Below are 26,359 nucleotides of genomic sequence, written 5' to 3'. Positions count from 1 at the left end.
CGGATTTCAGTTGACGGCTGCCGCGACGCAGGCAACTGTCACGCAGTCTTGGCGGATTGCCGTCGCGGAGCGCAGCGGGGTTGGGATGGGAAGACGTTTTATCTCAACGGTCGTTTGCTTGTTGCTGCTCAACGCAAAAGCCGTTGCGGGTTGGTACCACGTGGAAAACTACGAGGGTTTCCTCGGGGCATCTCCTATCCATTTCTCCATCCAGACATATGACAGCTTAGGCAGCGCGCCGAAGGTCGATGGAAGCTATTTCTACGACGCGAAGCAAATCCCGATTGCGCTGTATGGCACGGTCAGCGGCACCAGGTTCGTGCTTTGCGAGTTTTCAAACGACGAGGAATTTTATCAGAGTCCCCCCATCAACGCTGCAAGGTGCCCATTCTCCCTCGATCTCAAGGGAAACGCTGTGACAGGAAGCTGGAGCAAAGGCACGGACAGATATCCCGTCACCCTCAAGAAAATAGCGAGCCTGGATGACACCGGCGAGGCAAAGATCGACGGCACTGTCGAGATTCCCTTTTGGGCGCAGACAGCCACCGACAGGTTTTCGGGAATCTACACGAATACCAGCGCCGGTCTTTGCATGGAAAAAGTGCAGGTCATCAAAAAGAGCAGCCGCAAGGTTGTCCAGGAAATTACCTTCGCCGATGACGACGTTTGCAGTGCCGGTATGCTGATGACGACCATCTACATGAACGTCCAGAAATGGGTGGAACAAGGCAAGGACATCATTTCCGTGAATTTTCAAGGCGGCGGCGCCGGAACCGCGGTCGATTACGTCTTCAATTCACGGACAAGGAAATATCAGCAGAGGAAATGAGAGCTGGCCCGTTGGGGCCGGTTCACCGCCGCCCGAACAGCCTTTCGATATCCGCCAGCTTCAGCTCGATATAGGTGGGGCGGCCATGATTGCAGGTGCCTGAGCCCGGCGTCGCCTCCATCTGGCGCAGCAGCGCGTTCATCTCCTCGGCCTTGAGCAGCCGGCCGGAGCGCACGGAGCCGTGGCAGGCCATGGTCGCCGCGATCTTGTCCAGCCGACCTTTGAGCGTCTCGACCGTGTCGTTGTCGGCGATCTCGTCGGCGAGGTCGCGCACCAATTGCTGGACATTGGTCTCGCCCAGCATCGACGGCGTCTCGCGCACGGCAACCGCGCCCGGGCCGAAACGCTCGATGCCGAGGCCGAAGCGGGCGAGCGTTTCGGAATGCATGGCGAGCCTCTCGGCGTCCTCTTCCGGCAAGTCGATGATCTCGGGCAGAAGCAGCATCTGCGAGGGCACTGGCCGCGAGTGGAGGGCGTTCTTCAGCGCTTCATAGACCAGCCGCTCATGGGCCGCGTGCTGGTCGACGATGACGAGCGAATCCCTGGTCTGGGCGACGATGTAGTTCTCGTGCACCTGGGCGCGCGCGGCACCCAGCACCGCGCCGAGCAGCGTCTCGGTTGCCTCATTCTGCCCGGCGCGCGCATCGGCGCTGGCGAGCGGGCCGGCATCGAATGCCCCCTGGTCGGGTTCACCGAAGCCGCCGGTTCTTGCGTTGCCGCGTTCAAAAGCTGCTCCTGCGAATTGCATGTCGAGCGGCCGCTGCGGTGAGCGAGAAGGATCGAAACCCGCGGGGCCGGACGCGCGGAAAGCTGCTTCGTAGCTGCGATGGCCATTTGTCGGGCCGCCGTGGTCATAGGGCGCGGCGCCCGGACGGAACGCAGCCATCATGCCTGCGGCACCCGTGGTGGCGGAGCGGATGCCGGCATCGGCCAACGCCTGCCGGATCGCGCCGACGATCAGGCCGCGCACGAGGCCCGGATCACGGAAGCGGACATCGGCTTTGGCCGGATGGACGTTGACGTCGACGATGGTCGGATCGAGCGAAAGGAACAGCACGGTCACGGCGTGGCGGTCGCGCGGCAGGACATCGGCGAAGGCGCCGCGAATGGCGCCGGCGATCAGCTTGTCGCGCACCGGCCTGCCATTGACATAGGCGTATTGCTGCAGCGCGTTGGCGCGGGTGAAGGACGGGATCGACACATGGCCGGTCAGATGCACGCCTTCGCGCATCGCGTCGATTGCAATGGAATTGTCGGGAAAGTCGGCGCCCATCACCTGCGCGATCCGGCGCAGGCTGCCTTCCGCGCTGTCCTCGGTCGCCGGCAGTTCCAGCGTCGTGCGGTCGGACCCGGCCAGGGTGAAACGCACTGTGGGGAAGGCGATGGCGATGCGCTTGACCACGTCGCTGATGGCCGAGCTTTCGGCGCGTTCGCCTTTCATGAATTTCAGCCGTGCCGGCGTGGCGAAGAACAGGTCGCGCACCTCGACGGTGGTGCCGCGATTGGCTGCAGCCGGCCTGATGGGCAGGACGCGGCCGCCCTCGATGCCGATCTCGGCGGCGCTGTCGCCCGAAGCCGTACGCGAGCGGATCGACAGCCGCGACACCGAGCCGATCGACGGCAACGCCTCGCCGCGAAAACCAAGCGAGCGGATGTCGTGGATGTCCTCGGCAAGCTTGGACGTGCAGTGACGCGCGATCGCCAGCGCCAACTCCTGCTCCGGAATGCCGGAGCCGTCGTCGGTGACGCGGATAAGGTTCAGCCCGCCGCCCGATGTGACGACCTCTACCTTGCTCGCACCGGCGTCGAGCGCGTTCTCGACCAGTTCCTTGACCACGCTCGCCGGACGCTCGATGACTTCGCCGGCGGCGATCTGGTTGATCATCGTTTCGGAAAGCTGTCGGATGGGCATGATCAGATCTTACACGGATTCGGTCGGTGCGTGCGAGGCTACTTTACGCCTGCGCGACCAGCCAGTCTCTTACCTTGCGGGCATTGTCCGAGAGCTCGCGGTTCTTCGGCCACACGACATAGAAGGCCTTGCCGGTCTTGAGCACGTGGTTCGTCACCGGTACCAGCAGGCCCGTCGCCAGCAGCCGCTCGGCAAGGTGCCGCCAGCCCAGCGCAATGCCTTGCCCCTCCATGACCCCCTGGATCACCAGGCCATAATCATTGATGCGCAGGCCTCGCGCGGTATTGCTGAGGCTGCCGCCGGCCGACTGAAACCATTCGTCCCAGCTTGCCGCTTCACGATACGGCTCCTCGAGGTGAATGAGACGGTGCGTGGCCAGTTCCTCGACGGTTCCCGGCATGCCGAACTTGGCCAAGTAGCTGGTTCCGGCGACGGGGAAGATCTCCTCATCGGCGAGCGGCAGCGAGTGGTAGTCCGGCCATTCCCTGGGCTCGCCGCCGCGCACCGCCAGCGGGATACCTTCGGCGATGATGTCGAGATCACGGTCGGCGGTCTGGATGCGCAGGTCGATGCCCGGCAATTCGTCGCGGAACTGCTGCAGGCGCGGCATCATCCAGAAGGAGCCAAAAGCGGTCGAGGCGGCAAGCGTCACATGGCCACCGGTCGCCTGCAGGCGCAGATCCTCGGCGGATTTGCGGATATGCGACAAGCCCAGCGAGACGTCGGCATGGAACCGCTCGCCGGCTTCCGTCAGGCTGACTTGCCGGTGGCGGCGCTGGAACAGCTTGGCGCCGAGCTGTTCTTCCAGCCCGCGCACCGCATAGGAGACGGCCGCCTGCGTCATGCCAAGCTCCCGCCCGGCGGCGGTGAAGCTCGACAGCCGGCCCGCCGCCTCGAAGACGATCAGGCTGCCGGCGGACGGCAGGAGGTGGCGCAGGCTTCGCATAAGCACAGCTTATACAAGAGATCAGGATTTTCCAGCGTCACAGCCATGTTTCGCCTCGCTAACTTGGCTGGAACGGACGCCAGGAGGTCTCATGAACGCACCCGCCGCTGAATTGACCGAACCGACCCATCGCCGTGGCGGTGGCCGTCTCGGGCGCAAGGCGCTCCGTGGGGCACCGGTCGCCTCGTTCCCAACCCTGGTTCGTCAGATCCCGGTGTACCAGATGGTTCCGGATGAGGCGGTGGAACTGATCCACGAGGAGTCGCTTTCGATCCTGGAAGAGGTCGGCTGCGAATTCCGCGACGACGAGGCCATCGCCTTGTGGAAGGCGGCCGGTGCCGATGTCCGGGAAACGCGGGTCCGCATCGATCGCGCGCTGCTGATGGAACTCGTCTCCAAGGTTCCCTCCGAGTTCACGCTCAACGCGCGCAATCCCCAGCGCACGGTGCGCGTCGGCGGCAAGAACTCGATCTTCGTGCCGATGTATGGCGCGCCCTATGTGCGCGACCTCGACAACAACAGGCGCTACGGCACGCTTGCCGACCTGAACAATTTCCACAAGCTCGCCTACATGGCGCCGGCGCTGCACTCGTCGAGTTCGATCATCTGCGAGCCAATGGAAATTGCCGTGCCCAAGCGGCACCTGCACATCATCCATTCGGCGCTGAAATATTCCGACAAACCGTTCATGGGCATTGTGACGTCCAAGGAGCGGGCGGAAGATACGATGGCGATGGCCGGCATCGTGTTCGGCGAGGAGTTCGTCCGCGACAATCCGGTGCTGGTTGCAATCACCAACTGCAATTCGCCGCTGGTCTGGGACGCCACCATGCTGGACGCCATGAGGGTGTATGCGCGCCACAATCAGCCGCTGATCCTGGCGCCCTTCGCGCTCTGCGGCGCCTCGACCTCGGCGTCGGCCGTCGGCGCGGTTGCGCAGGTCAACGCCGAGGCGCTTGCCGGGGTGGCCTTCACCCAGCTCATCCGCCCGGGTTCACCCCAGATCTACGGCCAGTTCATGGTCACGGTCGACATGAAGACCGGCGCTCCGATGGGCGGCACGCCGGAGGCCGCCCAGATGATGTATCTGATGGGTGCGCTGGCGCGGAAATACAAACTGCCCTGGCGCACGTCAGGCTTCCATGTCGGCTCGAAGCTCAACGATGCCCAGGCCGGCTACGAGGCGAACATGCTGATGCATGCCGCCATCCTTGCCGGCGCCAACTACATCTGGCATTCGGCCGGCTGGCTGGAAGCAGGTCTCACCTGCGGTTACTCGAAATTCGCCACCGACTGCGAACAGCTCGTCGGCTGGTACAAATACGCGGGCGGCCTGCCTTTCGACGATTTCAAGGAGGCGATGGCGGCGATCCGCGAGGTCGGGCCGCAAGGCCATTTCCTCGGCACCCAGCACACGCTCGAGCATTTCGAGAAGGCTTTCTTCATGCCGAGCATCATGGACTTCAACTCCTACGAACAATGGAAGGCGGAAGGGGCGAAGGACCACGATACGCGCGGCCGCGAGAAGGCGCGCAACATGCTCGCCGATTATGAGGAGCCGAAACTCGACGAAGGCATCGCCGACGGTCTCAAGGATATGATCGCGCGGCGCGAGGAAAAATTGCCCGACAGCGTTAGTTGAAAAACAACAGACAAAGACCTGACGGGAACAACAAGGGGAGAGTGACATGACGGTTTTCAAAAGTAATGGCGATCGTGTGCCGCAGGCTATCGAAGCGATGGCAACGGAGGCGCGGGCGGGTCGCCTGGACCGGCGCGAGTTCCTGGCGCTGGCCAGCGCGCTTGGTGCATCGACGGCGTTTGCCTATGGCATGATCGGCCTCGCCGCGCCGACGCAAGCTCTGGCCGAGGAGCCGAAGAAGGGCGGGACGCTGCACGTCTCGATGGCGGTGAAGGCGCAGAAGGATCCGCGCACTTACGACTGGGTGGAACTGGCCAACATCTCGCGCAGCTGGCTGGAGCCGTTGGTTCGCTACACCAGACAATTCACCTTCGAGCCGGTGCTGCTCGAAAGCTGGGACATCAACGACGACGCCACCGAATACACGCTGCATGTGCGCAAGGGCGTCACCTGGAACAATGGCGATGCCTTCAACGCCGATGACGTGGTGCACAATGTGACGCGCTGGTGCGAGAAGGGCGTCGCCGGCAACTCGATGGCGGCGCGCGTCGGTGCGCTGATCGATGCCAAGACCGGCAAGGCCAGGGACGGTGCCATCACCAAGGTCGACGACAATACGGTCAAGCTGAAGCTCAGCGAGCCCGACATTTCGCTCATTCCGAACTTCACCGATTACCCCGCCCTTATCGTGCACCGGAATTTCGATGCCGATGGCGCCGATCCGATCAAGAAGCCGATCGGCACGGGAGCGTTCGAGCTGGTCTCTTACGACGTCGGCCAGAAGGCGGTGGTCAAGCGCCGCGAGAACGGCAAGTGGTGGGGTGGCGAAGCCCCGCTCGACAGCGTCGAGTTCATCGATTACGGCACCGACTTCAACGCCACGGTCAATGCATTCGATTCCGGTGAAATCGACCTCAACTTCGAGTCGCCCGCCGACTTCATCGACATACTCGACAAGATGGGGCTGCAGAAATCGGAGGTCGCGACCGCCACCACGCTGGTTGCCCGCACCAACATCACGCACAAGCCTTATGACGACCAGCGCGTTCGCAATGCCCTGCAGATGGCGGTCGACAACAACGCGGTGCTGCAACTCGGCTATAATGGCCGGGGCACGGTCGGCGAGAACCACCATGTCAGCCCGATCCATCCCGAATATTATGCCCTGCCCAAGAAGGAGCGCGATGCCGCGGGCGCCAAGAAGCTGATGGCGGACGCCGGCCAAGCCGACTTCGAGCACGAGCTGATCACCATCGAGGACGACTGGCAGAAGAACACCGGCGATGCGATCGCCGGCCAGCTGCGCGACGCCGGTATCAAGGTCAAGCGCACCGTGCTGCCTGGCTCGACCTTCTGGAATGACTGGACGAAATATCCCTATTCGATGACCATCTGGTACATGCGCCCGCTCGGCGTCCAGGTGCTGGCGCTGGGCTATCGCACCGGCGAGGCGTGGAATGAATCGGCTTATTCCAATCCCGATTTCGACGCCAAGCTCAAGCAGGCGCTCTCGCTGATCGACGTCGCCAAGCGCAAGGAGGTGATGAAGGATGTCGAGCAGATCCTGCAGGACTCCGGCGTCATCATCCAGCCGTTCTGGCAGAAGCTCTACAGCCATACGAACAAGAAGGTGAAGAACTACGGCGTCCACCAGACCTTCGAAATGGATCTCCAGAACGTCTGGCTGGACGCCTAGCTTCAAGGATCGCGGCAAAGCCGGCACCCCCGAGGTGCCGGCTTTCCGGCAAGAATCGACTTTGGTTGCGAGCGCTGGCGCCTGGGTGCCGCCGCCAAAGCTTTGAAGGAGCGGTGCATGTCTGGGCGGGTCTTCAACCGGCTGTTCACGTCGGCCACTCTGCGCGGCAAGACGTTACGCAACAGGATCGTATTCGGAGCCCATACCGCCAACATGGCGGTGGAGGGGCTGCCGACCGCGCGGCATGTCGGCTATTACGCGGAGCGCGCCATCGGCGGCGCCGGCATGATCGTGGTCGAGCCAATGCCCGTGCATCAGGCCGCCGTGCTTACCCGTGGCAACTTCAGCCCGTCCGATGACCGCGTCATCCCGCATTTTCGCAAGGTGACGGAGGCAATTCGCGGCAACGGCGCCGTCGCCATCCAGCAGCTCTACCACGTCGGCCAGCACGCGGACGCGGACAACTCGTTTCACCCCGGTTGGTCGCCTTCCGGCCTGCCGAGCTACCACGATTCCGACGGTTCGCATCGGATGTACGAAGCCGAGATTGAAGAAACGATCGACGGCTTTGTCCAGGCGGCGCGCCGTTGCCGCGAGGCCGGCTTCGACGGCGTCGAGGTCTGGGCGGCGTACCATTCGATGCTGGACCAGTTCTGGACACCCTGGTCGAACCGCCGCGACGACCGATGGGGCGGCAGCCTTGAAAACCGCACCCGGATGAGCCGTGAGGTGATGACCAGGATTCGCCGGGAATGCGGCGATGATTTCATCATCGGTCTTGCGATCAGTGATGAGCCGGAAGTCGAAGTGGCGCTGAAGCGCGAAGCGCTGGCCGAAATAATCGACCTCCACGACCGCGATACCTTGATCGACTATGTGACTTGCGGAACGGGTTCCTACTTCGACTTCTACAAGATCATGCCGACCTTTGTTTATCCCGAAAAGCTCGGTGCCGACCTGGCGTCCGTGCTCAAATCCACCGTGCGTCATGCGCTGATCACCGCCGAGAGCCATATCCGCACCGCCGAGAACGCCGAGAGCGTGTTGAGCGAAGGCCGCGCCGATCTCGTTTCCATCGTGCGCGGGCAGATCGCCGATCCGCACCTTGCGGCAAAGGCCGCCGCCGGACGGCCGCAGGACATTCGCGGCTGCCTGTCGTGCAACCAGATGTGCTGGGGCCGGCGCAGCCGTGATTACTGGATCAGCTGCGTCATCAATCCATCCGCGGGGCGGGAATGGGAGTGGGGCGGAGATCGCTTCGCTCCGGCCGCCCAGCCGAAGCGCGTGCTGGTCGTCGGCGGCGGCCCGGCCGGGCTCGAAGTGGCGCGCGCCGCGGCCGAGCGCGGACACCGGGTGACACTGGCCGAGGCGTCCGACCGCCTTGGGGGGCAGTTCCGTCTTGCGGGACTGCAGCCGCGCCGTGCCCAGATTGTGGATCTGATCGACTGGTACGAGCGCCAGCTCGGCCAGCTTCAGGTCGACATCCGCTACGGACAGTATGTCGAAGCCGACGATGTCGAGCGCGAAGGCGCGGATCACGTCATCGTCGCGACCGGCTCGATGCCGCCAGACGGCGCTTTCCAGCGGGCCTTGCCACAGTGGGACAGCATTCCAGGCGGCGGGCCGGTGCTCTCGGCCGAAGCGGTGATGGCCCGTGAGGCGAGGCCGGGAAAAAATGTTCTGTTGCTGGACGATGGCGGCAATTGGAAAGGCTGCGGCACCGCCTGGAAACTCGCCGAGGACGGTCACAATGTGACGCTTGTGACACCGGACGCCCTGGTTGGCAAAGAGCTTCAGCGAATGGCCGTCGACGCGCCGCTGCGGCGGGCGCTCGCCAAGCTGAAGGTGCGGTTTGTGACCGAGAGCGCCGTCGTTCACTGGGATGGCAGGATGGCCAGGGTCGCTTCGCTGCTCGATGAAACGGAGCAGGAGATCGAAGCCGATGCGCTGGTCTTCGCCACGACGAATATGGCCGCCAACATGCTTTCCATTGAACTCGAAAGGCGCAAGATTGCCCACACTTCGATCGGTGATTGTACCGCTTCCAGGCAGGTGGCATTCGCCATCCATGACGGACGCAAGGCAGCGCTCGGCCTCTGAATGCAAGCTTCGCCTGCACGTCCCGTCGAGATGACCCGCTTCAGCCGTGATGCGTGCGCAGGCGGGCTTCATGAACCGCAAAAAAGCCGATATGCAGGATGCGTGGTATTGGTTGCTTCAAGCCATGAAAAGCCGGAGATTCTGCATGAGACTGACAGTGCTCCTTGCCGCCCTTTCGATAGCCTTGCCCGCCGCCGCCGTGGCCGGTCCGGCTTCCGACGCCGTGAAGTTCTTCTATGTCCCGCAGGTCAAGTTCGAGGCCGACGCACAATACCGCGATCGCTTCACCGAGCCGGTGACGAAACTGTTCGACCTCAACGACCAGGCGACCAAGAAGAATCCGGACCAGGTCGCCTGTATCGACTTCGACCCCGGCCTCGATGCGCAGGATTTCGACCAAAAGACCCTTTCCAAGACACTGAAGCTGTCCGAGACGGTGGATGGCGACACGGCGCAAGTGGTGGCGAACTTCAGTCTTTTTCCGGAAGGAGACGATGCGCAGCGCGAAATGCACTGGTCGCTGAAGAAGGTCGACGGCAAATGGAAGATATCGGACATTGCATCGAAGACCAGCGACTGGACGCTGAGCCAGCTCGAATGCATGGCGGGCCAAGATCCGGAGTGAAGCAATGGCCGGTCGCGCGCTCCTGTCATTGTCGGCCATGTGCCTGCTGGCGGCTGGCTTGAACGGCGCATCCGCTCAGGGCCTGTTGGGCGCGCCGCCGGCAAATGCGCCTGCCGGGACCGCGCCTGATGACGGCCGGACACCGCCGGCAACCGCGCCTGGCGGAGCCGCGGAGCCGGCGACGCCGCCCGTCGCATGGCCGCCGAGCGAGCCTGCCGCCCCCATCCAGCCGGGATCGCCGACAGCGGTGGTGCGGCCGTTTTACGATCAGGTCGGCCTGGAGGTCGATCCGGCCCAGCGCGGCCATTTCACCGACCCGGCTAAAACCGTGCTCGACAAGAGCGATGCCTTGCGCAAATCCGGGCAGGGCGAGTGCCTGGACCCCAACATGGCGCTCGACAATGCGGACTACGACAAGGCCGAGATCGACAAAAGCCTGAAGACGCTCGAAGCGATCAATGGCGATCAGGCCAAGGTCATCGTCGCCTTCGTCGTCGGCGGCAACCCGCACCGCCTCGAATGGAAGTTTAAGAAGGTCGGCGGCGAATGGAAGATATCGGACCTTTTGTCGGTGACTGGCGAATGGGCGTTAAGCCAGTACCAGTGCGAATGATGGCCGAACTAGCCGCGCCCGCGATAGGGGGCGACGCCGGTGTCCGGCAGCCAGGCGCCTTCCGGCGGAGAGCCGGTTTGCCAGAACACGTCGATCGGAATGCCGCCGCGTGGATACCAATAGCCGCCTATGCGCAACCAGAGCGGCTTGGTCGCGGCCACGATGCGACGTCCGATCATCACCGTACAGTCTTCATGGAAAGCGCCATGGTTGCGAAACGAGGTCATGAACAGCTTCAGCGACTTCGATTCCACCAGGGCGGCATCGGGTGCGTAGTCGATGACGATATGAGCGAAATCCGGCTGTCCGGTCACCGGGCAGAGCGAGGTGAATTCCGGGCAGGTGAAGCGCACGATCGCCGGCGGTCCGTCGCCGCGAGAAAACGGCACGGTTTCCAGGACCGCAGCTTCGGGGCTCTGTGGCGTCTCGACGTGCGTGCCGAGCTGGGTGAGGGTTTTGGTATCGATCATAAGCGGTTTCCTTGGATTTGCCGCTCATTAGCACAAATTAAAACGGCAGGAAGACGATGATCAGCAACGACCCGCTTCTCCAACCTTACCAGCTCAAGCATTTGACGCTGAAGAATCGGGTGATGTCGACCAGCCACGAGCCGGCCTACTCGGAGGACGGCATGCCGAAGCAGCGCTATCGGCTCTACCATGCCGAAAAGGCCAAGGGCGGCATGGCGCTGACCATGACCGCAGGCTCGGCCATCGTTTCGCGCGACAGCCCAGCCGCCTTCGGCAATTTGCATGTCTATGACGACCGCATCGTGCCGTGGCTGGCCGAACTCGCTGACGCCTGCCACGAGCACGATTGCAAGGTGATGATCCAGATCACCCATCTTGGCCGCCGCACCGGCTGGAACAAGGCCGACTGGCTGCCGGTGCTGTCAGCCTCGCCGGTGCGCGAGCCGGCGCATCGTGCTTTCCCCAAGAGCATCGAGGAGTGGGATATCGAGCGCATCGTCGCCGACTATGCATCGGCGGCCCAGCGCTGCCAGGCAGCCGGGCTCGACGGCATCGAGTTCGAATCTTACGGCCATCTGATGGACGGCTTCTGGTCGCCTGCCACCAATCATCGCGGTGACGAATATGGCGGTTCGCTCGACAATCGCCTGCGCTTCACCAACATGGTGCTTGATGCGGTGCGAGCGGCGGTCGGCGAGAAATTCGTCGTCGGCATCCGCATGGTCGCCGACGAGGATTTCGAGAAAGGCCTGTCGAAGGAGGAGGGCGTCGAGATCGCCAGGTGGCTGGCCGGCTCCGGCAAGGTCGATTTCCTCAACATCATCCGTGGTTCGATCGAGACCGATGCGGCGCTCACAAAGGTGATCCCGGTGACCGGCATGCGGTCTTCGCCGCATCTCGATTTCGCCGGCGAGGTGAGGGCGGCGACGAAATTCCCGACCTTCCACGCGGCGCGCATTTCCGATGTCGCCACCGCGCGCCATGCGATCGCCACCGGCAAGCTCGACATGGTCGGCATGACCCGCGCCCACATCGCCGATCCGCACATCATCAGGAAGGTGATGGAGGGCCGCGAGCACGAGATCCGTCCCTGTGTCGGCGCCACCTATTGTCTGGATCGCATCTACGAAGGCGGCGAGGCGCTGTGCGTCCACAATGCGGCGACCGGCCGCGAGGCGGATATCCCACATATCATCGCCAAGACGGAAGGGCCTAGGCGGAAAGTCGTGGTCGTCGGCGCCGGCGCCGGCGGACTGGAGGCGGCGCGCGTCGCGGCCGAGCGCGGCCATCAGGTCACGATCCTGGAAGCATCATCACAAGCGGGTGGCCAGGTCCGCCTGGCGACCCAGAACCCACGCCGCAAGGAGTTGATCGGCATCATCGACTGGCGTCTGGCCGAGCTCGAACGGCTCGGCGTCGAGATCCGCTACGACACCTGGGCCGAGCAGGACGACGTCCTGGCCCTGGGCCCTGACGTGGTGGTCGTCGCCACCGGCGGCCTGCCGCAGAACCCGCCGCTGGCCTCCGGCGACAATCTCGTCATCTCGAGCTGGGATATCATGGCCGGCAGCGTCAAGCCGGCCGAGAATGTTCTTCTCTTTGACGATAATGGCGGCCATCAGGGCATGGGCGCGGCCGAACTGATTGCCAACGGCGGCTCGAAATTGGAACTGGTTTCGCCAGAGCGGTTCTTCGCCCCCGAAATGGGCGGCATGAACCACGTGCCGTACATGCGCGCCTTCCAGGAAAGGGGCGTCACCATCACCATCAACACACGCCTGCGCTCTGTGCGGCGCGAGGGCAATCAATTGGTCGCGGAACTCGCTTCGGATTTTGCCGATGGCTGGCGCGGGGAGCGCAGGGTCGACCAGGTGGTGGTCGAGCACGGCACGGCGCCGCTTGACGACCTCTATCTGTCGCTAAAGCCGCTGTCGAGGAATGGCGGCGCGATCGATTATGAGCGGCTGGTGAGCGGCGGCGATATCTTCCCATCACGCAATTCGGAAGGTGGTTTCGTCGTGTTCCGCATCGGGGATGCGGTCGCCTCGCGCAACATCCACGCCGCCATCTATGACGGCATAAGGTTCGGGATCAGGATTTGATCACGACCAGATGGCGCGCAACGGCCTTTGCAAGGAGAGCCACCTACCGCTCTGGTCCTTTGCGCGCCGCGCATGGTCGGCTTTCACCGGCCGTGCGATTCTAAAACATCTTGGCGGTCGCCATGCAAAGCACGGTGATGACCAGCAGCCCGCCGGCGATGCGTTCGCCCCTGGTCATCTTTGCGCGCAGCTCTGTTTGGGTTGCGGCATCGGCGCCGGCTAGCTGCCTGCTGGAGGAGCCCACAAGCGCGCCTTGCACGCCAGCGGCGATCAGCGCCGTCAAAATGCCGAGCGCCAGTACCTTCTCCATCGAGCCGAAAGCACCCTCATGAAAGAAATACCAGAGCAGCAAACCGGTCAGGAAAGCCAAACCGGCCGCGCCCATTTGCGGCCGGAAGAACCGCTCTGCCCGGATGTCCGGATCGCGGGCAACCGCGATGGTCGTGCCGGCCCAGAAGACGCCGGCCATGACGTGCAGGCCGATGACGACGATATAAACATATTGCATGACCGCATTCCTCTCATTCGCCCGCCGCCTGCGCGCCGCAACCATGTCGCGATGCCATCAATAAGACAAAGTTAGATATCTAACGGTTAGATGTCAATCATGAAGCCGAGTTTCACGTTTCCATTGCTTGCTCTACTGTCAGATCATGACACCGTTTGAACGCCCGCCGGTCGGCATGAATCTCGGCCGCACCGCCAAGCTTGTTGCCCAGGCCTTCGACGCTGCCTTGGTTGAAGCGGGGGGGACCTTGCCGGTCTGGCTCACGCTGCTGTCGGTCAAGTCGAGCGAGCTTGCCAATCAACGCGAACTTGCCGGCATGATCGGCATCCAGGGTGCGACGCTGACCCATCATCTCAATGCGATGGAGGTGCAGGGCCTGCTGACGCGGCGGCGCGACCCCGTCAACCGACGGGTTCACATGGTCGAATTGACGGAGGCGGGAGAAGCGCTGTTCGAGACGTTGCGGCAAGCCGCGCTCGTCTTCGACAAGCGGCTTCGCACCGGACTGTCCGATGAGCGTCTGGCTGAGTTTGCACAGGTGCTCGCGGCGTTGCGGGAGAATGTGGGGAGCTAGCAGTGCCGACCTGATGGCTCAGTCGTCATAGCTCTGGATTATTCCAAACGCATAGTGGCGCAGTTTCAATGCGGTGATCAGCTTGGTCAATTGCGTCTTGCCGTCAAAGCCGTCCTGAAACATCTCGTCGTGCATGAGCAGGATCAACTTGCCCGGTTTTGGCGAAATGGCCATAGCCGAACAAATGATCGATCTCGCTGACCAGATGGTCGACGCTCTGCACCGGCTCGCCGCTGTCCTTGTGCACCACTCGCGATCCCAGCCATAGAGATAAAAGCCGGACGCCGCGACAAACTCATAGTCGGGACCCTCACGCCCGGCTTGCGCCTGTCCAAGCGAATTGTCGTTCTTCGAATCGAAGGCAGCCGGAACACATCGCGTCCCGGCAGGCGGGCGTGCACCGCCGGCTTCAGGCCCAATACGGCATTGGCCATGAGCATGTCGGCAACCACGCCTTCCGTATCGCCATAGAAGTGCCGGTAGTGATTGTAGGCGTGACTGTAGCTGTGGTTGCCGATCGTCACCAGCGGCATCGCCTTGGCGCGCCGTACCAACGCCTTGTTGGACGCACTGGCTTCGGCATGCATGCCGACCATGAACAGCGTTGCCGGAACCTGCGCCGCCTCCAAGACGTCGAGGATGTTGCTCGTGCCGTTCAGCGGACCGTCGTCGAAGGTGAGATAGATGGTGCGATTCGCGCAATAGGCCGGCAACGCCGGCATCAACATGGCTGCCAGGGCAAGCCAAAGGAATGTCATGCGGCCGCTATCTCGTTGCGATCAGGGCCGGCCGCCATTTTCGCGGCTACTTGTCAAGGCTGGCCGGGCTCCGCCTACGCCAGGCTTCCCTGCAATACCGTCAGCCTGGCTTTCTTCGGCATGCGGGCGGTCAGCCATTCAAGCGCCTTGTCATGCGGCATCGGAAAAGCGATCGAATAGCCTTGCACCTGGTCGCAGCCGATTGCCATCAGCGAATCGAGTTCCGCCTCGGTTTCGGCGCCCTCGGCAACGATGGAGATGCCCAACCCCCGGGCAAGCTCCGTGATGGCGCGCACGATCTTGGAGTTGTCTCCATTCTCATGGATGTTCTGGACGAAGCGGCGGTCGATCTTGAGCCGGTCGATCTCGTTGGGATTGACGTGGCTGAGCGAAGCATAGCCGGTGCCGAAATCGTCGAGCTCCAGATGGACGCCGGCCGCCCTGATGTGGCGCAGCTTCGCCGCGATGCCTGTCTTCTCGTCGTCGAGAATGACGGATTCGACGATTTCCAGCGACAGTTTCTGTGGCGGTAGTCCGGCCTTCTCCAACGTCTCGAACAGAAACGCATCGAAATCGTGCTCGCGCAACTCGGTGCCCGAGACATTGACGGCAAGCCGCCCGAAGGCAATCCCGGCACGGTTCCATTCAGCGGCCTCGTTGATCGCCTTGCTGATCACGATGCGGCCGATATCCGGCATGAAGCCGCATTTCTCAGCGACCGGAATGAACTCGCCCGGCGAGATCATGCCGCGCTCGGCATGGTTCCATCGCACGAGCGCTTCGATGCCGCTGATGGTGCCGTCGGTCAGCGAGACCTGCGGCTGGAAATAGACCTGGAACGCCTTTTCGGAAATGGCGACCTTGATGTCGTGTTCGAGCTGCTTGCGGTAGTCGAGCTCGCGACGCAGTTCCTCTGAGAAGAACGAGAAGTTGCCGCCACCCATTTTTTTGGCGGAGTAAAGCGCCAGATCGGCATGGACGAGCAGGTCTTGCGCATTGTCGGCATCGATCGGATAGACGGCGATGCCGCCGCTGGCGCCCGGCAGGATGGTGGTGCCCTGGAACACGATGGGCTCATTGATGTGCACCAGGATGCGCCGTGCCAGCATGTTGATGTCCTCGGTGTTGCCGGCTCCGTTGAGGATCATCACGAATTCGTCGCCACCAAGCCGCGCGCACAGATCCGACGCCCGGCAGGAATCGCGCATGCGCTGTGCGGTCACCACCAGGACATAGTCGCCGGCGGCGTGGCCCAGCGTATCGTTGATCTGCTTGAAGCGGTCGAGGTCGAGCTGGACCACGGCCAGGCGTTCGCGCCGGCGATGCGCGCCCTTGATCAGCGTCTCGAAATGGTCGGTCAGGAAGGTGCGGTTGTGCAGGCCAGTGAGGCCGTCATGCACCGCGATGAAGGCCATCGAATTGCGCGCATCGACCAGTTCACGTGTCTTGCGCAGGATCGCGTTGGACATCGGCCTGAAGATGAACAGCGCCACCAGCAGGATGACACCGAGGGTGGCGTAGAACAGCGTGCGATGGAGGGTGAGCAGCTTCTCGGAGCGCTCGTCGGCATCCGCACTGATACGCTGGCCGAGCGCGGCATAGCCCGACAGCGTGGCATTGGCGACCGAGGCATCGAGGTTGACTCGTTCGGCGCCGCCCTTGTAGCCCCCATTGTCGAGCTGGTTGAGTTGCGATTCAAAGGCCGAGACCAGCCGATCGCCATTGGCGATCAGGCCAACCGAGAAATAGTCGAGATGGAAGGGTTTGGCGAAAAGCACGCTCTCGATCGACTTCGGATCGAGCTTGGCAGGCGATTGCGGATCCGCGCCTGTCTGCTTGAGCAGCAGATCATAACTTGTCTCGAACTCAGCCGTGGCCTGCTTCAGCGCGCTAACCAGCGCTGGCTGCTTGTCGCGCGAGGCGGCGCCCGTTGCGCTGGCAAGGAAAACGATGCGCTGCGATAACGTTTTTTGCGTGCCGACGATGTCGAGCAGCGTGTTGTTGTGCTGCTGCGTGGCCATCGTCTGCTGCAGCAGGACGAAGGAGGCTGCCACCATGGCGGCAATGATCAGCAGCGCCAGCCAGTAGCCAGCTTTGATCAGCAGTATGAGCTTGCCTGAAACGGTTTGCACCGGCTGCTGAGACATGTTCGGGGGCGGTCCTCTCGCCAACGGATTTCTGTATGAGCACCATTGAACTGCAAACGTTAACAGGACCGGAAGTCGACGGCCGGCCGGCAAGGGGGAGGCGGGGAGAAATCGCGAAATGGTTATCGGGCTCTTTCGCCGCAAGCCCGCATTTGAGCATTCGTCAGTCCATGCGTTCCCGGGCTGTCACTTGGGCAATGTCCATTGCATCCCGGCTGATGCTGCCCGGCCACCTGATCCGGTCGCTTTTGCGATGGATTTTTTGCGCCGGCGGGACGACAGTCTGCCCACGTCAAACGAGGCCTAATCATGACCGCAGCATTTCTCTGCCATATCGACAGCGAGCTTGCAGGGCTGAAATCCGCCGGCCTTTACAAGTCCGAGCGGGTGATTTCCTCGATGCAGTCGGCCGAAATCGAGGTCGGCGGCGAGAAAGTATTGAATTTCTGCGCCAACAATTATCTCGGCCTTGCCGACAGCGCGGACCTGCGCGCGGCGGCCACGCAGGCGCTCGATCGCTACGGCTACGGCATGGCCTCGGTGCGATTCATCTGCGGCACCCAAGAGGAACATAAACAACTCGAGGCGACAATTTCATCCTTCCTCAGCCTGGAGGACACCATCCTCTACGGCTCCTGCTTCGACGCCAATGGCGGCCTGTTCGAGACGCTGCTTGGCGAAGAGGATGCTGTTATCTCGGATGCGTTGAACCACGCCTCGATCATCGATGGTGTCAGGCTGTCGAAGGCCAAACGCTTCCGCTACGCCAATAACGACATGGCCGATCTCGAGGCGCGATTGCAGGAAGCGAAGGATTGCCGCTTCCGGCTGATCGCCACCGACGGCGTGTTTTCCATGGACGGCATCATCGCCAATCTCCGAGGTGTCTGCGATCTCGCCGAGAAATACGACGCGATGGTGATGGTCGACGACAGCCATGCAGTTGGTTTCGTCGGTGCAAACGGCCGCGGCTCGGCCGAACATTGCGGCGTCGAGGGTAGGGTGGACATTATCACCGGCACGCTCGGCAAGGCGCTCGGCGGCGCTTCCGGCGGATATACCTCTGGCAAAAGCCAGGTCGTCGACTGGCTGCGCCAGCGCTCGCGGCCCTATCTCTTTTCCAACACGCTGATGCCGGCGATCGCCGGTGCCTCGATCAAGGTGTTCGACCTGATCCGCAATGGCGATGCCTTGCGCGAGCGCCTATATGCCAATGCGGCGCGGTTCCGGTCCCAGATGGGTAAGCTTGGCTTCACGCTGGCAGGCGCCGATCATCCGATCATACCGGTGATGCTCGGTGATGCGACGCTGGCGCAGGAAATGGCCGCGCGCATGCTGAAGCGTGGCATCTATGTCATCGGCTTTTCGTTCCCGGTCGTGCCGAAAGGCCAGGCGCGCATCCGCACCCAAATGTCAGCGGCGCATTCCAGCGCTGATATCGACCGCGCGGTGGAGGCATTCGGTGCGGTCGGTAGGGAATTGGGTGTGATTTCCTGAACGGCCGGCGCCGAAAAGCGATTCCGGATCAAGAGATTCAAGGGACAAAAGAATGTCGAACATGATGAAGGCGCTGGTGAAGGCCAAGGCCGAGCCGGGCATCTGGATGGAAGAGGTGCCGGTGCCGGAGATCGGCCCCAACGACGTGTTGATCAAGGTCAAGAAGACGGCGATCTGCGGCACCGACGTGCATATCTACAATTGGGACCAGTGGGCGCAGAAGACCGTGCCGGTGCCGATGGTCACCGGCCATGAATTCGTCGGCACGGTCGCCGACTTTGGTGCTGCGGTTACCGAATACAAGGTCGGCCAGCGCGTGTCGGGCGAGGGCCACATTGTCTGCGGCCACTGCCGCAACTGTCGTGCGGGCAGGGGACATCTGTGCCGCAACACGCTCGGCGTCGGCGTCAACCGTCCTGGCGCCTTCGGCGAATATCTGGCGATCCCGCAGCACAATGTCGTGCCGATTCCCGACGATGTTCCGGACGAGATTGCCGCGATCTTTGACCCCTTGGGCAATGCCGTCCACACGGCGCTGTCCTTCGATCTGGTCGGCGAGGATGTGTTGGTCACCGGCGCCGGACCGATCGGCATCATGGGCGCACTGGTCGCGCAGTGCGTCGGCGCGCGCAAGGTCGTCATCACCGACATCAACCCGGTGCGGCTGGCGCTGGCGAAGAAGCTCGGCGTCCAGCATGTCGTCGATGCCTCGAAGGAAAAGCTGCGCGATGTCATGCCGGTGCTCGGCATGACCGAGGGATTCGACGTCGGTCTCGAAATGTCGGGCGCCGCGCCCGCCTTCCGCGACATGATCGACACCATGAACAATGGCGGCAAGATCGCCATCCTCGGCATAGCGCCGACCGGCTTCGAGATCGACTGGAACAAGGTCATCTTCAAGATGCTGCACTTGAAGGGCATCTATGGCCGCGAAATGTTCGAGACCTGGTACAAGATGATCGCCTTGGTGCAGGGCCCGCTCGATGTGACCGGCCTAATCACGCATCGCATCGGCGTCGATGATTTCCAGGTTGGGTTCGATGCGATGAGGAGCGGCAGTTCGGGCAAGGTGGTGATGGACTGGTGAGACGCGTCCACAGAGACGTGGAGTTCCTTCGCGCCCCTCTGTCCTGCCAGCCTATCAACTCTATTTTCCTTCCAACGCCATCTCCAGTGCCGCCATCCCGCTCATAATCGCCGCACGTGCGTCCACGCCAAACTTCGCCAGCAACTCTCTCTCAAACGCCTTCGCCAGCGGCACCATCTCGCGATAGGCAGCGAGCCCGGCCTTCGTCAGTGTCAGGTGCTCGACGCGGCGGTCGTTCTCGTCAGGCGTCCGCACCAGCCAGCGCCGGCGTTCCAACTCGGCTACCGCCCGCGAAACCTTGGTCTTGTGCATGGCCGATTGTTCGCCAAGTTCCGTCGCGGTCATCGTGCCGCGCTGTCCCAACCCCGATAACGTGCGCCATTCGGGCCGGGTCAGGCCATGGCGGTCCTTATAGACCTTCGAGAATTCGCGGCTGACGGCATCGGCGAGGCGATACAGCCGGTAGGGCAGGAAGCTTTCGAGTTCGAGAATGTCCATTGTCCGCATCCGGAAAAACGGAAGATTGATAGTTACATTTTCAATGGTTACAAACGAAACAAGTTTGGTCAATCCGGGAGGAAGCGATGGCCTTTTCCTACATGCCGGGCTTCGGAAACGATTTTGAGACCGAGACACTGCCCGGCTCGCTGCCGCAGGGACGCAACTCGCCGCAGCGGCCGGCCTACGGCCTCTATGCCGAACAGCTTTCCGGTTCGCCCTTCACCGCGCCGCGCGGCACCAATGAGCGCTCCTGGCTCTATCGCATCCGTCCGAGCGTCAGGCACACGGGCCGGTTCAAGGCCGCCAGCTATCCGCTGTGGAAGACTGCCCCCAATGTCGGCGATCACGAGCTGGCGCTTGGCCAGTACCGCTGGAATCCGGTGCCGATGCCGAACGAGCCGACCGATTTCATCCAGGGCATGCGCACCATCACCACAGCCGGTGACGTGCTCGGGCAGACCGGCATGGCAGCCCATGTCTATGTCGCCAATCGCTCGATGGTCGACGACCATCTCTTCAACGCCGACGGTGAACTGCTTGTCGTGCCGCAGGTGGGCAGCTTGCGCTTGGTCACCGAGATGGGTGTCATCGAGCTTCGGCCGGGCGAAATCTGCGTGCTGCCGCGCGGCCTCGTCTTCAAGGTCGAATTGGTCGACACCGAAGTGCGCGGCTATGTCTGCGAGAACTACGGCGCCAAGCTGACGCTGCCTGACCGCGGCCCGATCGGCGCCAATTGCCTGGCCAATCCGCGCGATTTCAAGACGCCATGCGCTTGGTTCGAGGAGAAGGAAACGCCGTGCCGGCTGATCGTGAAATGGTGCGGCAATTTCCACGTCACCGAGATCGGCCATTCGCCGCTCGACGTGGTGGCATGGCACGGCAACTACGCCCCCTACAAATATGATCTGGCGACCTTTTCGCCGGTCGGCGCGCTGCTGTTCGACCATCCCGACCCGTCGATCTTCACCGTGCTCACCGCGCCGAGCGGCGAGGAAGGGACCGCCAATATCGATTTCGTCATCTTCCCGCCGCGCTGGCTGGTGGCCGAGAATACGTTTCGGCCGCCCTGGTATCACCGGAACATCATGAGCGAGTTCATGGGGCTGATCCACGGCCAGTACGATGCCAAGGAAGAAGGCTTCGTGCCCGGCGGCATCAGCCTGCACAATCTGATGCTGGCCCATGGCCCGGATGCGCCTGGCTTCGAAAAAGCCTCGCGCGCCGACCTGAAACCGCTCAAGCTCGACAACACCATGGCTTTCATGTTCGAGACCCGCTTTCCGCAGATGCTGACCCGCTACGGCGCCGAACTCGAAACCCGGCAGGACAACTACATCGACTGCTGGGCTGACCTGAAGAAACGCTTCAATGGCACGCCCGAGGGCGACTGGTCTTGAGCGGCAAGTCAATGCCGGATCGGTTGGTGTTGTTGGGCTCGAAAGGCGGTCCGGCGCTGCGGCCGGGCGGACCGTGGCCGAGTTCCTCGCTGCTCGAGATCGGCGGGCGAGCGATCGTCGTCGACTGCGGGCTTGGCGTGACGCGCGGCCTGGTCGATGCCGGCATCAGCCTGAAGGCGCTCGACCTGATCTTCATCACGCACCTGCATTCCGACCATGTGTTGGAGCTGGGGCCGCTGATCCACACCGCCTGGACGGCTGGCTTGGCGACGCCGGTCACCGTGTTCGGCCCGCCTGGGGTCGGGTACTATTGGCGGCGCTTTTGTCAGGCGATGGAATTCGACATCGAGATCCGCATCGTCGATGAGGGCCGGCCCGATATTCGCGAGTTGGTTTCGATCGACGAATTCGGCGAGGGCCCTGTGGTCGAGCAACGCGGCCTGAAGGTGACGGCGCTGCGCGTCGACCACCCACCAGTGACCGACTGCTTTGCCCTCCGCTTCGAGCATGGCGCAAAAAGCGTGGTCTTCTCGGCCGACACGGCCTTCTTCCCACCGCTCGCCGATTTCGCGGAAAGTGCCGATATCCTCGTCCATGAAGCCATGCTGGAGGAGGGCATCGAGCGGCTGGTTGCCAGGACCGGCAATGGCGCTCGGCTCAGGGAACATCTGCTCGCCAGCCACAGCTTTGCCGAGGAGGCAGGCCGTATCGCCAGCGATGCCGGCGTCAAAAGGCTGGTGCTCAACCACCTCATTCCGGCCGATGATGTCGGGATCGGCGAGGAGGACTGGGTTGCCGCCGTCAGGAAAACATGGGCCGGCGACTTGACGATTGCCCGTGACGGCCTTGTTGTGGAGCTAAGCAGCGAGAAAGCTGCGCAAGGAGAGGGAACCACATGAAGCTTGCCACGCTGAAGGACGGAACGCGCGACGGGAAACTCGTCGTCGTTTCGCGCGACCTGACGCAATACACCGACGCCTCGTTCCTGGCACGCACGCTGCAGGCGGCACTCGACGACTGGAGCAGGATCTCGCCGCATCTCGCGACAATCGCGGAATCGCTGGAGAACAATGCGATGCCGGCAGCTCGCTTCCACGAACACGATGCGCATTCGCCGCTGCCGCGCGCCTATCAATGGGCCGACGGCTCCGCCTATGTGAATCATGTCGAACTGGTGCGGAAAGCGCGTGGCGTCGAAATGCCGGCGAGTTTCTGGACCGACCCGCTGATCTACCAGGGCGGCTCGGACTCCTTTGTTGCGCCACGTGATCCGATCCGCATGGCGGATGAAGCCTTCGGCATCGACATGGAGGCCGAAATTGCCGTCATCATCGACGACGTGCCGATGGGCGCCAGCCTCGATCAGGCACGCGCCGCGATCCGGCTGGTCATGCTGGTCAACGATGTCACGCTACGCGCGCTCACCGGGTCGGAACTCGCCAAGGGGTTCGGCTTCTTCCAATCGAAACCGTCCTCCGCCTTCTCTCCGGTCGCGGTGACGCCGGATGAGCTGGGCGACGCCTGGGATGGCGGCAAGGTCAGCCTGCCGCTGCTCGCCGACATCAACGGCAAGCCGTTCGGCCGCGCCAATGCCGGTACCGACATGACCTTCGATTTCCCGGCCCTGATCGCTCATGCCGCCCGCACAAGGCCACTGGTATCAGGCACCATCATTGGTTCGGGTACGGTATCCAACAAACTCGACGGCGGCCCGGGCAAGCCAGTCTCGGCGGGCGGCGCCGGCTATTCCTGCATCGCCGAACTGCGCATGATCGAGACGATTGCGTCAGGCGAACCAAAGACGCCGTTCCTGCGCTTCGGCGACACGGTGCGCATCGAGATGAAGTCAAAGACTGGAGCCTCGATTTTCGGCGCCATCGAGCAGACGGTGGAGAAATACGAGCGGTGAACGCAAGGAGGAAGAATGACCCTGCTCGAGCATCTTCGCCGCATGGCGCGCAACAATTTGTGGTCGAACGACCGGCTCTATCGCGCCGTGCTTGCGCTGAAGTCCGGTGAGTTCGAGGCCGAGCGCACCAGCTTTTTCCCGTCGATCAAGGCGACGCTCAACCATGTCCTCGCGGTCGATCAGCTCTATCTCGATTTTCTCGAAGAAGGCGGCGTCGGTGCCGCTGCCTACGATGACTTCGCGCCTTTCGCTGCTGCGCCGGAGCTTTGCGTGGCTCAGCTGGCGGCCGACCGGCGGCTGATCGCCTTCTGCGATGGCCTGTCGGAGACCGATCTCGATCGCCGCGTCATCACCGACCGGCGCGAGGACGGCATGATCCCAGAACGCATTGGCGATATCCTGGCGCACGTCTTCCTGCACGACATCCATCATCGCGGCCAGGTCCACGCCATGCTCTCGGGTAGCTCGGTCGCGCCGCCCCAGTTGGACGAGTTTCTGCTCGATTATGATATGAAGCTGAGGGAGAAAGAGGTCGGGCGGCTGGGGCTCTAGCCGTCATCTCGAATACTCGGCCCATTCCGGGCCGAGGGCGTCAAAATCGTCGGCGATACGAATTTGCCCTTCAAAGCGCCGATGCGTGGCAAAAGGTCTTCCTTCACCGGCGGTGGCAAGAGACGCGCCACGGCCTTCCCGCGCCGCGTGAGCACGATCTCCTCGCCAGCTTTCGCGCGTCTCACTAGTTCCGACAGTTTGGCTCTGGCTGCAGTTGTGCAGACGTTCACAGATCGGCCTCTTATGGCCGGAACTTAGGTCAACGCTGATCGAACCGCTAACGAGCTTTCACTTTTACGCCGCCTTGCCGTCAACCTTGATGACGCCGCGCTTGATCTGGTCCTGCTCGATCGATTCGAATAGCGCGCGGAAATTGCCTTCGCCAAAGCCTTCGTCGCCCTTGCGCTGGATGAACTCGAAAAAGATCGGCCCGATAACGGTCTTCGAGAAGATTTGCAGAAGGATCTTGGTCGTGCCGCCATCGACCACGCCTTCGCCGTCGATCAGGATGCCGTGTTTCTTCATCCGCTCGATCGGCTCGTCATGGCCGTTCACGCGGTCATAAGACATGTCGTAATAGGTCTCAGGCGGGCCGGGCATGAATTTCAGCCCGTTCTCGGCGAGCTTGTCGGTGGCGTCGTAGATGTCGTCCGTGCCGACAGCGACGTGCTGGATGCCTTCGCCATTATACTTCTTCAGGTATTCGGCGATCTGGCTGGTCTCGTCCTTGGACTCATTCAATGGAATGCGGATCTTGCCGCAGGGCGAGGTGATGGCGCGGCTGACCAGGCCGGTAATCCTGCCGTCGATGTCGAAGAAATGGATCTGCTTGAAGCCGAACAGATTGCGATAGAAGTCCCACCATTTGTCCATCTGGCCGCGATAGACATTGTGGGTCAGGTGGTCGAGGTAATAGAAGCCGACGCCCTGCGGTCGCGGGTCGCGTTCGCCCAGCCATTCGAACTCGGCGTCATAGGCCGAGCCCTTTTTGCCATAGGCCTCGATGAAATAGAGCAGCGAACCGCCGATGCCTGATATGGCCGGCACGTCGAGTGCCTTGTCGTCGCCTTCATAAGGCGTGGCGCCCTTCGACACCGCATGCTCGAAAGCATGTTTGGCATCAACCACCCGCCAGGCCATCGAGGCCGCGCAAGGGCCGTGCTTGTCGGCGAACTTCATCGCGTGCGAGCCGGGCTCGGCATTGACGACATAGTTGATGTCGCCCTGGCGCCAGACGGTGATGTCCTTCGTGCGATGCCTGGCTACCGCCATATAACCCATGCGGGTGAACAGTTCGGCTAGCTTCTTGGGCTCCGGATGCGCGAATTCGACGAACTCGAAGCCATCGGTGCCGGCAGGGTTGTCCTTGCTGATCGTGGCGGGCGGGGCGTCGTGTGGGAAGGGACCCATGATAATTCCTCCGGAAGCTGCTTGGCCTAAAAAGGCCTCCTAACGCCATCATAGCGCGGGGTCTGTGCATGGTGCTTGCATTCAAACGCTTGAAATGGTGATGACATGCGTGAAGCATGCATAATATGGGAGGAAACCATGGACAATGGGCGCATTGATCAGTTTGACCGCAAGATAATGGCGCTCTTGCAGGGCGACGCGCGGCTCACCAACAACGACCTTTCCGAAAGGGTGAACCTGTCGGCGTCGCAATGCTCGCGCCGCCGGCAGCGGCTGGAGGAGGATGGCTATATCAAGGGCTATCGCGCCGTGCTCGACCGCGACAGGCTCGGCTTCTCGCTGGTCAATGTCATTTCAGTGACGCTGGCCACCCACAACCGCGACAATGCGCGGCGCTTCGGCGAATTGGTGGCGCGCCTGCCGGAAGTGCAGGAGGCGCACGCGCTGACCGGCGAGATGGATTACATCCTGAAGGTGGTGACGCCCGATCTCAAATCGTTGTCGGAGTTCGTCAACGGCGTACTCCTGCCGCATGAATCCGTGCAGCATGTGAAGACCGCGATCGTGCTGGAGACGCTGAAGGAAACCGGGGCGCTGCCGATCTAACCCTTCGACTGCTGTATCGCCAGGAACAGATTGGTGCAGCGCGCGCCGGACCGGCAATAAGCAAACACCGGGCCTTGGAGCTCGTCGAGCGCCTCTGCCTGGTCCTCGACATTCTCGGCGGTCATCTGGCCGCTGATCACCGGGATGTAGCGGAAGGCGAGGCCAGCGGCTTCGACCGTTGCCTTGAGCGTGTCCGCCGAAGGTTGGCCGGGCTGCTCATCGTCCGGCCGGTTGCAGATCACGCTCTTGAAGCCGGCTTCCTTGATGGTGGCGACATCTTCGGGCTGGATCTGACCCGAGACCGAATAGTCCTCGCTGATCTGGCGATATTCCATGGCTCATATCCTCGCAATCTGGTTTGGCGGCAGTCTTGCCATTGCCCGGTGGGCACGGCAATCCGCATCGACGGAATTCTCTGCCAAATAGACATCGCGCGCCAGAAAATCCAACCAGGCCGATACGGCCCGGTTGGGTGCGG

The 26,359-nt window shown here is 62.4% G+C and carries 25 protein-coding genes; 15 read left to right on the top strand and 10 right to left on the bottom strand.

The genetic code is table 11. From position 1 onward, the window contains the following. Positions 1-10: 10 nt before the first annotated feature. A complete protein-coding gene (locus FJ941_RS16940; RefSeq protein ID WP_140507298.1) occupies positions 11-829 on the top strand; it encodes a hypothetical protein in 819 nt (272 codons plus the stop codon). Between the two features lie 22 nt (positions 830-851). Here FJ941_RS16940 and mutL read toward each other — a convergent pair whose 3' ends face one another. Further along, positions 852-2,741: a DNA mismatch repair endonuclease MutL gene (gene mutL / locus FJ941_RS16935; RefSeq protein ID WP_140507297.1), complete on the bottom strand. Its 1,890-nt coding sequence runs from the start codon at positions 2,739-2,741 to the stop codon at positions 852-854. A 43-nt stretch (positions 2,742-2,784) separates the two neighbouring features. Then, positions 2,785-3,687, bottom strand: coding sequence for a LysR substrate-binding domain-containing protein (locus FJ941_RS16930; protein WP_140507295.1), 903 nt, complete (start codon positions 3,685-3,687; stop codon positions 2,785-2,787). A 91-nt stretch (positions 3,688-3,778) separates the two neighbouring features. Between FJ941_RS16930 and FJ941_RS16925 the strand changes: the two genes are divergently transcribed. From FJ941_RS16925 to FJ941_RS16905, 5 genes are all read left to right on the top strand, one after another. Continuing rightward, the gene (locus FJ941_RS16925; protein WP_140507293.1) at positions 3,779-5,329 is read left to right on the top strand and encodes a trimethylamine methyltransferase family protein; all 1,551 of its coding nucleotides are present in this window, start codon (positions 3,779-3,781) and stop codon (positions 5,327-5,329) included. Between the two features lie 46 nt (positions 5,330-5,375). Beyond that, positions 5,376-7,025, top strand: a complete 1,650-nt coding sequence (locus FJ941_RS16920; RefSeq protein WP_140507291.1) for an ABC transporter substrate-binding protein — start codon at positions 5,376-5,378, stop codon at positions 7,023-7,025. Between the two features lie 117 nt (positions 7,026-7,142). Beyond that, positions 7,143-9,125, top strand: coding sequence for an FAD-dependent oxidoreductase (locus tag FJ941_RS16915; RefSeq protein WP_140507290.1), 1,983 nt, complete (start codon positions 7,143-7,145; stop codon positions 9,123-9,125). A gap of 145 nt (positions 9,126-9,270) precedes the next feature. After that, on the top strand, positions 9,271-9,750 hold the full coding sequence (locus FJ941_RS16910) for a DUF3828 domain-containing protein (protein WP_140507289.1): 480 nt from the start codon (positions 9,271-9,273) through the stop codon (positions 9,748-9,750). A 4-nt stretch (positions 9,751-9,754) separates the two neighbouring features. Next, positions 9,755-10,363, top strand: coding sequence for a hypothetical protein (locus FJ941_RS16905; protein ID WP_140507288.1), 609 nt, complete (start codon positions 9,755-9,757; stop codon positions 10,361-10,363). An 8-nt stretch (positions 10,364-10,371) separates the two neighbouring features. Here FJ941_RS16905 and queF read toward each other — a convergent pair whose 3' ends face one another. Then, positions 10,372-10,833 (bottom strand): preQ(1) synthase, encoded by a 462-nt coding sequence (queF, locus tag FJ941_RS16900; protein WP_140507287.1) that lies wholly within the window; start codon positions 10,831-10,833, stop codon positions 10,372-10,374. 56 nt (positions 10,834-10,889) lie between these two features. On the opposite strand from queF, the gene FJ941_RS16895 reads away from it, so the two are divergent. Then, the gene (locus tag FJ941_RS16895) at positions 10,890-12,935 is read left to right on the top strand and encodes an NADH:flavin oxidoreductase (RefSeq protein ID WP_140507286.1); all 2,046 of its coding nucleotides are present in this window, start codon (positions 10,890-10,892) and stop codon (positions 12,933-12,935) included. Positions 12,936-13,035: 100 nt separating this feature from the next. Here FJ941_RS16895 and FJ941_RS16890 read toward each other — a convergent pair whose 3' ends face one another. After that, positions 13,036-13,443, bottom strand: coding sequence for a hypothetical protein (locus tag FJ941_RS16890; protein WP_140507285.1), 408 nt, complete (start codon positions 13,441-13,443; stop codon positions 13,036-13,038). A 175-nt stretch (positions 13,444-13,618) separates the two neighbouring features. Here FJ941_RS16890 and FJ941_RS16885 point away from each other — a divergent pair, with 175 nt between their 5' ends. After that, positions 13,619-14,017: a MarR family transcriptional regulator gene (locus tag FJ941_RS16885; protein WP_246673853.1), complete on the top strand. Its 399-nt coding sequence runs from the start codon at positions 13,619-13,621 to the stop codon at positions 14,015-14,017. 143 nt (positions 14,018-14,160) lie between these two features. On the opposite strand, the gene FJ941_RS16880 is transcribed toward FJ941_RS16885, so the two are convergent. Together FJ941_RS16880 and FJ941_RS16875 are read right to left on the bottom strand one after the other, a co-directional pair. Next, the gene (locus FJ941_RS16880) at positions 14,161-14,775 is read right to left on the bottom strand and encodes a polysaccharide deacetylase family protein (protein WP_246673852.1); all 615 of its coding nucleotides are present in this window, start codon (positions 14,773-14,775) and stop codon (positions 14,161-14,163) included. A gap of 74 nt (positions 14,776-14,849) precedes the next feature. Then, a complete protein-coding gene (locus tag FJ941_RS16875; protein WP_140507283.1) occupies positions 14,850-16,922 on the bottom strand; it encodes an EAL domain-containing protein in 2,073 nt (690 codons plus the stop codon). Between the two features lie 309 nt (positions 16,923-17,231). Here FJ941_RS16875 and FJ941_RS16870 point away from each other — a divergent pair, with 309 nt between their 5' ends. Further along, complete coding sequence (locus FJ941_RS16870) at positions 17,232-18,419, top strand: glycine C-acetyltransferase (RefSeq protein WP_140507282.1); 1,188 nt, start codon at positions 17,232-17,234, stop codon at positions 18,417-18,419. A 52-nt stretch (positions 18,420-18,471) separates the two neighbouring features. Then, positions 18,472-19,506 carry an L-threonine 3-dehydrogenase gene (gene tdh / locus FJ941_RS16865; protein ID WP_140507281.1) on the top strand — a complete coding sequence of 345 codons (1,035 nt, stop codon included), beginning with the start codon at positions 18,472-18,474 and terminating at the stop codon, positions 19,504-19,506. Positions 19,507-19,566: 60 nt separating this feature from the next. On the opposite strand, the gene FJ941_RS16860 is transcribed toward tdh, so the two are convergent. Further along, entirely contained in the window at positions 19,567-20,004 is a 438-nt protein-coding gene (locus FJ941_RS16860; RefSeq protein ID WP_181166590.1) for a MarR family transcriptional regulator, read from the bottom strand. A gap of 86 nt (positions 20,005-20,090) precedes the next feature. Between FJ941_RS16860 and hmgA the strand changes: the two genes are divergently transcribed. The 4 genes from hmgA to FJ941_RS16840 are packed head-to-tail and all read left to right on the top strand — an operon-like array spanning position 20,091 to position 23,865. Further along, the gene (gene hmgA / locus FJ941_RS16855) at positions 20,091-21,404 is read left to right on the top strand and encodes a homogentisate 1,2-dioxygenase (protein ID WP_140507280.1); all 1,314 of its coding nucleotides are present in this window, start codon (positions 20,091-20,093) and stop codon (positions 21,402-21,404) included. 11 nt (positions 21,405-21,415) lie between these two features. Then, positions 21,416-22,303 carry an MBL fold metallo-hydrolase gene (locus tag FJ941_RS16850; protein ID WP_181169852.1) on the top strand — a complete coding sequence of 296 codons (888 nt, stop codon included), beginning with the start codon at positions 21,416-21,418 and terminating at the stop codon, positions 22,301-22,303. Next, positions 22,300-23,313 carry a fumarylacetoacetate hydrolase family protein gene (locus FJ941_RS16845; protein ID WP_140507278.1) on the top strand — a complete coding sequence of 338 codons (1,014 nt, stop codon included), beginning with the start codon at positions 22,300-22,302 and terminating at the stop codon, positions 23,311-23,313. The genes FJ941_RS16850 and FJ941_RS16845 overlap by 4 nt, the downstream gene beginning before the upstream one ends. A 15-nt stretch (positions 23,314-23,328) precedes the next feature. Then, positions 23,329-23,865: a DinB family protein gene (locus FJ941_RS16840; RefSeq protein WP_140507276.1), complete on the top strand. Its 537-nt coding sequence runs from the start codon at positions 23,329-23,331 to the stop codon at positions 23,863-23,865. Here FJ941_RS16840 and FJ941_RS16835 read toward each other — a convergent pair. Both FJ941_RS16835 and hppD read right to left on the bottom strand, forming a co-directional pair. Then, complete coding sequence (locus FJ941_RS16835; protein WP_246673863.1) at positions 23,862-24,050, bottom strand: hypothetical protein; 189 nt, start codon at positions 24,048-24,050, stop codon at positions 23,862-23,864. The two genes, FJ941_RS16840 and FJ941_RS16835, sit on opposite strands and share 4 nt — an antisense overlap. Before the next feature lie 109 nt (positions 24,051-24,159). Continuing rightward, positions 24,160-25,275 (bottom strand): 4-hydroxyphenylpyruvate dioxygenase, encoded by a 1,116-nt coding sequence (gene hppD / locus FJ941_RS16830; RefSeq protein ID WP_140507274.1) that lies wholly within the window; start codon positions 25,273-25,275, stop codon positions 24,160-24,162. A 138-nt stretch (positions 25,276-25,413) separates the two neighbouring features. Here hppD and FJ941_RS16825 point away from each other — a divergent pair, with 138 nt between their 5' ends. After that, on the top strand, positions 25,414-25,881 hold the full coding sequence (locus FJ941_RS16825) for an Lrp/AsnC family transcriptional regulator (RefSeq protein ID WP_140507272.1): 468 nt from the start codon (positions 25,414-25,416) through the stop codon (positions 25,879-25,881). Here the strand turns inward: FJ941_RS16825 and FJ941_RS16820 are convergent. Further along, positions 25,878-26,216 (bottom strand): TIGR01244 family sulfur transferase, encoded by a 339-nt coding sequence (locus FJ941_RS16820; protein WP_027143117.1) that lies wholly within the window; start codon positions 26,214-26,216, stop codon positions 25,878-25,880. The two genes, FJ941_RS16825 and FJ941_RS16820, sit on opposite strands and share 4 nt — an antisense overlap. Positions 26,217-26,359 lie beyond the last annotated feature (143 nt).

Origin of the sequence: Mesorhizobium sp. B2-3-13 (genome assembly GCF_006442195.1) — a bacterium.
Lineage (GTDB): Bacteria > Pseudomonadota > Alphaproteobacteria > Rhizobiales > Rhizobiaceae > Mesorhizobium > Mesorhizobium salmacidum.
The sequence above is the reverse complement of the archived record's forward strand: the minus strand, read 5'-3'. Positions and strand labels throughout refer to the sequence as shown.